This is a genomic window from Dyadobacter sp. (genome assembly GCF_051859145.1).
GTDB lineage: Bacteria > Bacteroidota > Bacteroidia > Cytophagales > Spirosomataceae > Dyadobacter.
The window spans coordinates 7,174-17,195 of the sequence record NZ_JBHYGF010000609.1; the positions used below are offsets into that span (position 1 = coordinate 7,174).

Annotated in this window: 3 protein-coding genes and 1 pseudogene; 3 read left to right on the plus strand and 1 reads right to left on the minus strand. The window is 49.8% G+C overall.

Annotation, left to right across the window (positions count from 1 at the left end; translation table 11 throughout):
* Positions 1–330: pseudogene (locus ACTIE6_RS27420) on the minus strand (hypothetical protein); the annotation flags it as partial.
* Between the two features lie 252 nt (positions 331–582).
* On the opposite strand from ACTIE6_RS27420, the gene ACTIE6_RS27425 reads away from it, so the two are divergent.
* The 3 genes from ACTIE6_RS27425 to ACTIE6_RS27435 all read left to right on the plus strand — a co-directional run.
* The gene (locus tag ACTIE6_RS27425) at positions 583–2,643 is read left to right on the plus strand and encodes a sensor histidine kinase (RefSeq protein ID WP_439559672.1); all 2,061 of its coding nucleotides are present in this window, start codon (positions 583–585) and stop codon (positions 2,641–2,643) included.
* A 114-nt stretch (positions 2,644–2,757) separates the two neighbouring features.
* Entirely contained in the window at positions 2,758–6,912 is a 4,155-nt protein-coding gene (locus tag ACTIE6_RS27430; protein ID WP_439559673.1) for a hybrid sensor histidine kinase/response regulator transcription factor, read from the plus strand.
* Between the two features lie 288 nt (positions 6,913–7,200).
* The coding region (locus tag ACTIE6_RS27435; RefSeq protein ID WP_439559674.1) for a SusC/RagA family TonB-linked outer membrane protein at positions 7,201–10,022 on the plus strand (2,822 nt) is incomplete at its 3' end.

A 10,022-nucleotide genomic window follows, 5' to 3' on the forward strand; every position in this document is an offset into this window, starting at 1 on the left:
CTGCGCGCCCGATTCATCCAGGATCGCCGCTGCGATTTCTGCCTGCTCCGTACTTGATGTGTGAACGGTTACAATGGTGCCGCGCTTTCCGGCCTGCGTGTACCGCTCCGTTTCATGCTGGTCGCCATTGAAAAGGTCTCTGAAGAAGTGACCAAGGCGGTCAAGCCAATCCGTTTCCGGCTCCGCAGGGTCCGATTCATCCGGAGCAGTTTTGTAAGACGCGGTCTTAATATCAACTTCTGCGTCTGTAAACCCGTTTGCCAGCAAATTGCGCTGTGCATTCCTGGCTTCACTTTCCAGTTCGAATATTCCAACTACTGTTTTTGACATCTCTTTTGTTGTTTGAAGTTAGCATTGCTGATGCTGCATGCTATCAATTTCTATGCCCGGCAGGAGCGGTTTTTTGTAAGTCGCAGCTGATCCATTCACGTATTTGCATTCTCCCCGGATTGGCACAAAACTTGTGAATCTGCCTTTGTGAAACCTACTGCACATTGTTTATCTTGCCAGCCTTATCATAGTACTCTTTTGGAAGATTTATCGAAAACGAACGCGAACGTGCGATTCACCGGCAAGGGTCGCGTGAGTGAATTTATTCAACATTATAATTGGTCGGATTCAGTTCTGGAAACGCCTGACCGCTGGCCGGTAAGTCTGCGCACACTTGTACAAATGACGTTGGGTTCCCGCGTTCCAACTGCATTGTTTTGGGGAAAAGACCTGGTCACATTCTACAACGATGCTTTTGAAAACTGCATTGCGGCTATCGAAAGTTCGCCGGGGATCGGCCAGCCTGCCCCCACCATTTTTGCTGAATCCTGGAATCGCATTGCGCCGGCAGTCAAATCTGTGCTGGAAAGAGGTGATTCACTGTGGTTTGAAGATGATATCTTCCCGCTGCACCTCCATGCACAGCCGGACTCCGGCAGCTGGAATTACAGCATAAGTGCAGTTCACGACGATACCAACACTATCAATGGCGTACTTTTCACCTGCCAGCGAACTGCCAGGTCCGAAGATACGCAGCAAGTACTCGCCCGCCGCCAGCTCGAACAAAGCGAAGAGCGGTTGCGCAGTGTGGTGGAAAGTGCCCCTTTTCCGATCGGCATCTATGTAGGTCCCGAAATGCGCATTCAGCTGCTAAATCAGTCGATCATAGATGTTTGGGGAAAAGGTCCTGACCTGATTGGAAAACGGTATGCTGATGTACTGCCTGAACTAGCTGGAAAGGGTATATATGAGCAGCTGGATGGTGTTTACCGAACCGGCAAGACTTTCCATGCGTCCAATCAGCGGGTGGATCTGGTGATCAAAGGCGAGCTGCGCAGGTTTTATTTCAAATATACTTTTACACCCTTGTTTGACGCCGACAGGAATGTTTATGGCGTCATGAACACAGCTGCCGACGTTACCGACCTGGTACTAGCGCAGGAGCAACTGCTGGAAACCGAAGCAAGCCTGAGAGGCGCCATTGAACTGGCCCAGCTCGGTTCCTGGGAGCTGGATGTCGCCACAGGGAAGGTTAGCTACTCGGATGCGATCAGGTCCTGGTTTGGTTTCAATGGCGACCAGATTATACTGGAAGAGGTGTACAATCCAATTCACCCCGACGATCGCGCAACTGTTGCCACAGCAGTGAATAAAGCACTGGCACCTGGTTCCGGGGGTGTGTACGATGCCGAGTACCGGATCGTAGCTTTCGGATCAGATCAGGAGCGCGTATTGCACGCATTGGGTAAGGTGATTTATGATGAACACGGCCAGCCATATAAGTTGCTGGGTACTGCCCAGGATATTACATTGTCGCGCCAGCGGCAGGAAGCCCTCGAACAGCTTGTTCAGCTCAGGACAGCCGAGCTGGCCGCGCAGAACGAGGAGTACTTTGCTATCAATGAAGAGCTCGAAGAAGCAAACCAGCTGCTTTTACGTACCAATGAGAATTTGCAGCAGTTTGCCTACGTAGCCAGCCATGATTTGCAGGAACCGCTACGCAAAATCCGGCAGTTCAGTGATTTGTTAAAAACACAGAATGCAGCTGCCAGCGGAAACGACTGGCATTATCTCGACAGGATCCAGTCTGCCGCCGGCCGCATGTCGGTGCTGATCAGGGACCTGCTTGATTTTTCCAGCATCAGTACAGAGCTGGAAGCGACCCAGCCGGTACCGCTCGAAACAGTAGTAAATACGGTGCTTTCGGACCTGGAACTGGTTGTAAGCGAAACCGGCGCGCAGGTGGAAGTAGGCCCGCTACCCGTTGTACAGGGGAATGCATTGCAGTTGGGTCAGCTGTTCCAGAACCTGATCAGCAACGCATTGAAGTTCCGCAAGCCCGACTCGGTTCCGATCATCCGCGTGACGAGCTCCCAGGTTTTACAAACTGATTTGCCCATGTCGGTCAAGCCTGTCCGCAATGCAAAAATGTATTACCGCATTGATGTGACCGATAATGGAATCGGGTTTGACGAAAAATACCTTGACCGGATCTTCCAGGTTTTTCAGCGCCTTCATTCCCGGCGCGAGTTCAATGGAACGGGCATTGGTCTGGCTATCTGTGAAAAGGTGGTGGCCAACCATGGCGGGGCGATCACCGCAGCCAGCCAGCCGGGGGAGGGAGCCACATTTATGATCTTTTTTCCAGTTTAATGCATTGAAAAAGGCCTGAAACCGTGTAGTTAACACAAGATAAATCCCGCCAAAGAGTAAGATTTGAGTGAAAACAAGTTTAAATTAACTTACAGTAATGATTGTTCTCCATTCATGCGAAGTTGGTTTGTAGCTTGTTTTCTGATTGTAGCCGGTTTGTTGAGCGGGAGGAGGATGGTAGTGGCCCAGTCGGGCGACTACCAGTTTTCGCGCTACAATGCAGAAAAAGGACTATCCCATAACCAGGTCAATTGCTTTTTAAAGGATAGCCGTGGCTTTGTCTGGGTAGGTACCGCCGACGGGCTCAACCGTTTCGATGGGTATTCTTTCCGGATCTTCAAACACGATCCCGCCGACTCTACCAGCATTTCCGACCATTTTATCAATTCGATTTTTGAAGATCCGGAAGGTTTTATCTGGATCAATACCAGGAAAGGTTTCAACATCTACGATCCTTCCACAGAAAGCATCGACCGTAATGCAGGCAAAGCAGCCAGGCGACTGGGATTGAGCGATGCCGACTTTGGCGCCATAATCAAAACGCATTCGGGTGATTACTGGATCAATCATAATAAGCTGGGGTTGGTCAAATACCTGAGCAAACGCAAGAAGTTAATCAGGATTTCATTCAGGCCACTCGCAGATCCGGGCACTGGATCTCCCCGTATGATTACCGACTTCAATGAAGATAACCAGGGTAATCTGTGGGTTGTTTACAACGACGGACTTCTGGCGCGCATTGACGCACAATCCAACCGTGTCGGTTTTCAAAGCAGCCTGGTTAAAGACAAAAAGCTGGGTGTTTCTCCCAATTTCCGCGTTTTTGCAGATCAGCAGGGGCAGCCCTGGGTGTATGTGGTCAAAGCGGTGCACGGCGCTTTTTATCTTGATACTATAAAAAACCGTCTGCTTGTCGCCAGTACAACCGGCCCTGACTTCCGGCTGAGCAACAATGCGGTCAGCGCGATCGTGCAGGGGCCTGAGGGGAAAATCTGGATCGGGACGGATCATGGAGGAATTAATGTACTTGACAAAACTACCGGCGATGTCACTACGCTGCTGTCCAATGCAAATGATCCGCGTACGCTCAGCCAGAACAGCATTCTGAGTTTGTACAGAGACCCCACGGGAATGATCTGGGCGGGCACTTTCAAGAAAGGATTTTCAAGCTATCACGAGAATATCTTCAAGTTCTCGCTCATTCGTCACCTGCCCGCGGTACCCGGTAGTTTGCCTTTCGAGGATGTCAATGTTTTTACAGAAGACAGGGCGGGGAATATCTGGCTGGGCACCAATGGAGGCGGACTGATTTACTACAACAGGAGCAAGAACACTTTCCGGCAGTACAAGAACATTCCCGGTGATCAAGGTAGTTTGAGCAACAATGTAATTGTCAGTATGTTCCTCGATAAAAGCGGCTTGCTGTGGATAGGCACATACTTCGGCGGGCTGAACAGTTTCGACGGCAAGACTTTTACCCGCTACCTGCATAATCCGGCAGATTCGACAAGTCTGGTTGACGACAGGGTCTGGGAGATTTTTGAAGATTCCCAAAGGCGGCTCTGGGTAGGTACCCTCGCCGACGGGCTGGACCTGTTTATCAGAAACAAAAAAAACTTCAAACATTATCGCAGGCTGGCACCGAATTCCGTGCGCTCGGATTACATTTCTGCACTACTTGAAGACAAAAACGGCGACCTGTGGGTCGGAACTGCGAATGGGATCGATGTCTTGAAGCGCAGTACCGGAAAGTTTGTGCATTATATGTACGAAGCAGGTAACCCGCTCGGTCTGAGCAGCGACGGCGTCACTTCCCTTGCACTCGATAGTCTGGACAACATTTGGGTAGGTACCTCCGAGGGGCTGAACCGGTACGACAGAAAACGCAATGGATTTGTCTCATACAGCACGCGGCACGGTCTGCCAGATAATTCGATACTGACCATTGTGGTCGACAAGAAGCAAAATCTCTGGCTCGGAACACCCAAAGGTTTGGTAAACCTGCGTGTTACGGAGCGGGCGGGTAAAATTCCGGCGCGTTTTGAAGTGAGCACCTATAACGAGATAGATGGATTACAAGGTCGGGGATTTAATGAGAATGCGGCCCTGCAATTGCGCTCGGGTGAGCTGGTATTCGGCGGGGCAAACGGGTTTTCTATTTTCGACCCGGCACGTATCCGCGATGAACCTTTGGGCACACCCGTGACACTCACTGATTTTCAGATCTTCAATCAGAGCATACAGCCCGGCGAGCTGATCTCCGGTAAGCCGATCCTGAACAAATCCATTTCAGAAACAAGCCGGATCGTTCTCAAACACAGCCAGAATGTATTTTCCATTGAATTTGCCGCATTGAATTTTTTACACCCCGAAAAAAACAGGTACCTCTACCAGCTCGCGGGCTTTAACAACCGGTGGTTTGAAGCAGACAATACAAGAAAAGTAACTTACACGAACCTGGACCCGGGTACTTATGTGTTCAAGGTGAGAATGAAGGGTGGCGGCCCATCGTCGGAGCAGCGAATGGAACTGAAAATTTTGCCGCCATTGTGGCGTACGTGGTGGGCTTATGTGATTTACATTTTACTCGTAATCGGCGCATTGCTGATCGCGCGCTGGGTTTTGATTGAAAGGGAAAAGATGAACTTCGAGCTCGAACAGGAGCGGAGGCACGCCCAGCAAATGCACGAGCTCGATCTGATGAAGATCCGGTTTTTTACCAATGTTAGCCACGAATTCAGGACCCCGCTGACGCTGATGCTGACGCCTCTCGAAAATCTGCTGCACAACATCCAGTCAGACCACACTGTTCACAAACAGCTCTCGCTGATCCACCGCAATGCAAGGCGGCTGCTGAACCTTGTAACCCAGATCCTCGATTTTAAAAAACTGGAAGTAGAGGAAACCCACTTCAATCCCGAGCCGGGCGATATTGTGCAGTTTATCCGCGAGATTGCCCATACCTTTTCGGATCTGTCTGAGCACAAGCACATCAGCTACGTTTTTGAAAGTGAAGTAACCTCACGCTATGCCGATTTTGATCAGGACAAACTTTCCAAGATCATGTATAACCTGCTGTCCAATGCATTTAAATTCACGCCAGAAAACGGACAGGTGGCAGTGAGGCTGCGGATTACGCCAGATACAGACTCAAAAGAACAACTGGAAATCAGTGTACAGGATTCGGGGATCGGTATTCCCCAGGAAGTACAGCAGCGCGTTTTTGATCGCTTCTACCAGCACCCGATGCCAGACCACATGATCAATCAGGGGAGCGGGATCGGGCTTTCCATTGCTGCCGAGTTCGTGAAAATGCATGGCGGCAGCATCGACCTGCAAAGCAGCGAAGAGCAGGGGAGTACTTTTACAGTTACCCTGCCGCTGAGCGAAAGTGCGCCAAGAACAATGCCCCTTGAAGAGCCGGAGGAAATTGTGCCGGAGCAGCCGGAAGTGGACGTGGCGCTTACCTCGGGTACACCTGGCCGGAAAAGGCCCGTGGTTTTGCTTGTGGAAGACAATGACGAGTTCCGGAACTACCTGAAAGAAGTACTTGGCCGGGAATACCAGATCCTGGAAGCAGCGAATGGAAAACTCGGGCTCAATGCAACACTTGAACATGTTCCTGACCTCATCGTAAGTGACGTGATGATGCCGGAAATGGACGGGATAGAACTTTGCAAAACCATTAAAACAGACCGCCGTATTTCCCACATCCCCGTCATCCTGCTTACTGCCAAAGCCGAAGAAGAGCAGCAGTTACAGGGTTATCAGACGGGCGCTGATGCGTATGTGACCAAACCTTTCAGGCTTGACATTCTTCAGGTACGCATTCGCAACCTGATCCGTCAGCGGGACCAGTTGCAAAAGCAGTTTCAGCAGCATATTCAGGTACGGCCCAGTGAAGTGCAGGTGCGCTCGCTCGATGAGGAATTTATTAATAAGGCGATTGGAGTGGTGGAAGATAACCTTGCCAATCCGGAGTATACTGTCGAAGAGCTGAGCGATGCCATGTCGATGAGCCGGGTATATCTGTACAAGAAAATTAATTCTCTCACGGGCAAAACGCCTATTGAATTTATCCGCATTATCCGCCTGAGAAGGGCCGCTGAGCTCCTGGAAAAAAGTCAGCTTTCGGTATCGGAGATCGCCTACCAGATCGGCTTCAATAATCCCAAGTACTTTGCCAGATTATTCAAGGAAGAGTATAACGTATTGCCTACCGAGTACCGCCGCCAGGGCAACCAGCTGGAACGGAATAGTTCAATTTAATGCTTTGATGTTTTAAAACGGGTAAGGAATGTGCGCCCTGCATTCTTTACCCGTTTTTTGTTGCTGATCGGAGTTTTAAGTGTAAAAAACGACGAAAAAGTAGCTAAATGTACCTCTCAGTTTACAAATGATCCCCTAACTGTAAACATTAAGATACCTTCAAACATGATTTTATAAGTCACATTTGTCCAACTATTCATTCGATTTATACCAAACCCTTCACTGCGCACAGCTGTCGCGGAAATGTTTAAATCGGGGTAGATAGGCAGGCTTATAAAACCAAACAACATGCAACAAAATTTGTACGAAAAACGGCAGGTGAAGCAAAGCTTCCGGTTCCTGCCAGCATTATTTCAGCCCCTTTTCATGCTAGTGGCCATCGTGTGTGCCGGGAGTGGCGCGTGGGCGCAGGCGGATGCAAAAAGAACAGTAACGGGTGTGGTGCTTTCAGATGATCGCGGCGAGGGAATCCCGGGCGCGAGTGTGGTGATTAAGGGAACATCCAACGGAACTACCACCAATACGCAGGGTGAATTTTCAATAGAAGCGGCAGCGGCCAATACGCTCGTGATCTCATTCATCGGTTACGAAAGCCAGGAGCTACCGGTAGGTAACCGCACCAAAATCGAAGTCCGGCTGAAAGAAAGCATTGCGAGTCTGGATGAAGTAGTGGTAGTAGGGTATGGGGAAATGAAAAAAACGGATGTATCCAGTTCGCAGGTAACTGTTTCGGGAAAAGACCTGAGCAAAACCATTAATACTTCGCTGGAACAAGGCTTGCAAGGCCGGGCGGCTAACGTGATGGTGCAGCAAAACTCGGGACAGCCGGGCGCTGCGCCTTCGGTGTTGATCCGCGGATTAAGCTCGCTGACAGGTACCACGCAGCCGCTTTATGTGATTGACGGGGTGCAGATCAAGCCTGATAACATGCGCGACGATCCGAACAACCGGCCAACTGGTTTCTCTAATATCCTTTCCAGCATTAACCCTGACGATATCGAAACAATCAACGTTCTGCAGGGACCTTCTGCCACTGCAATTTATGGCGCAGTAGGTGCAAACGGTGTGGTAATGATCACGACCAAGCGCGGAAAAGCAGGAGAGGCAAAAGTTACATTCAATTCGTTGGTGACCATCCAGGCTGAGCCTAAACATATCGATGTCATGAACCTGCGTGAGTACGCACAGTTCAGAAATGAAGCGGAAGCAGTGGGAAGTACTGCCTCCGATCCACAGTTCGCAGATCCGTCTGTTTTGGGAGAAGGTACCGACTGGCAAAAGGCACTTTTCCGCCCGACTACATTGCAGAAATATTCGCTTGGACTAAGTGGCGGAACTGAAAAGTCGACTTACTACCTCTCAGGTGAATATTTCAACCAGAAAGGGATTGTGGAAGGATCAGGTTTCAAGCGCTATAATGGCCGTTTGAACCTCGAAAACCAGACGCGCAGCTGGTTGAAAATCGGTGCGAACATGAGCGTTGGTATTACCGAAGAGAAAGTAAATACCAATAATGGGGGTATCATCCAGCTTGCATTGGATCAGAACCCAAGTGTGCCGGTAACCAACCCTGACGGAAGCTGGGGCGGACCTTCCAGCACGCAGTTCCAGTTTACCAACCCGGTGATGATCTCCAAGATCTACAATGATTACAACCGACGGACTTCAATCCTGGGAAGCTTGTTTGCAGATGTAAAACTGGCTAAAAACCTCGTTTGGCACACGGAAGCGAATGGAAGCGCGGAATTCCTCAAATACTATTCATTCCACCCTTCATATACCATCGGCGGCTTTGTAGTATCGCAGGATGCAGCAACTTCAACACGGTCGGTGAACACCAATACCTGGTGGAGCTTGCACAGCCGACTTACTTATGACCTGAAATTGAATAAGCACGCTTTCAATATCATGGCCGGCCACGAGGCGCAGGAGTTTACTTACGAGTCACTGACTGGTACCAGGAAAAAATTCATTACCAACACCATTGAAGAGCTTTCGGGTGGAGATGCTTCTGTGATTTCCAATGTGAGCAATGGCAGTGGCAAGGGCGCTGGCTCGCGGGAATCGTATTTCGCACGTTTGAATTATACCTTCAATGATCGCTACATTTTGCAGGGTACTTACCGGATGGACGGATCGTCGGCATTCCGGCAGGGACGTCGCTGGGGCAACTTTCCTGCATTGTCGGTAGCGTGGCGGGTTTCCGAGGAGCCGTTTTTGAAAAGTGTAAATGAGATCAACGATTTGAAATTAAGATTTGAGATCGGTCGCTCTGGTAACCAGGGAAGTGGCGGCAATGCAGTTTTCTCTACGTTGCAAACTGTGCCGACAGGGTGGGGAACAGGGTTTCTTGCTTCCAACTTCGCCAACGAATTCCTTACCTGGGAAAAAGACGACGTGATCAACGCCGGGCTTGACCTGCATATGTTCAGCAACCGCATTGAGCTGATCGTGGACGCTTACATCAAAAACATCACCAGTCTGATCACCGTGAACTCTTATCCATTTACTTATGGTGGGGATATCGCCTACTCGCCAGGTTATCTGAGCTGGCCGGCTGTGAATGCAGGTTCGATGAAAAACAGGGGTGTGGGTTTCACATTGAATACTGTCAATATCGACAAAGGCGGATTTTACTGGAAAACGGGACTTAACCTTTCTTTCGACCGAAACAAGGTCACCTCGCTCCTGAACCCGATCACACCGGTTTGGAATGCAACTTCGGTAGGTTTCAAAACAGAAGTGGGCCAGCCGGCAAGTATGATCACAGGCTACATTGCGGACGGTCTGTTCCAGGATGCAAACGATATTAAAAACCACGCGATCCAGACTTCCAACAACCAGCTGACGATCAATCCGGCGACTGGCAGCTGGGTAGGGGATACCAAGTTCCACGATTTGAATGAAGATGGCGTAATTGATGCCCAGGACCGTACCGTAATTGGAAATCCCTGGCCGAAGTTTACGCTTGGTTTTAACAATAACATGACTTACAGGAATTTCGAATTGAATGCATTCCTGACCGGAAGCTTTAAAAACGACATTCTGAACTATCCGCGTTACCGTGCTGAAATACCTGGAAACGGCGGTGTATTCGGAAACCAGTGGTC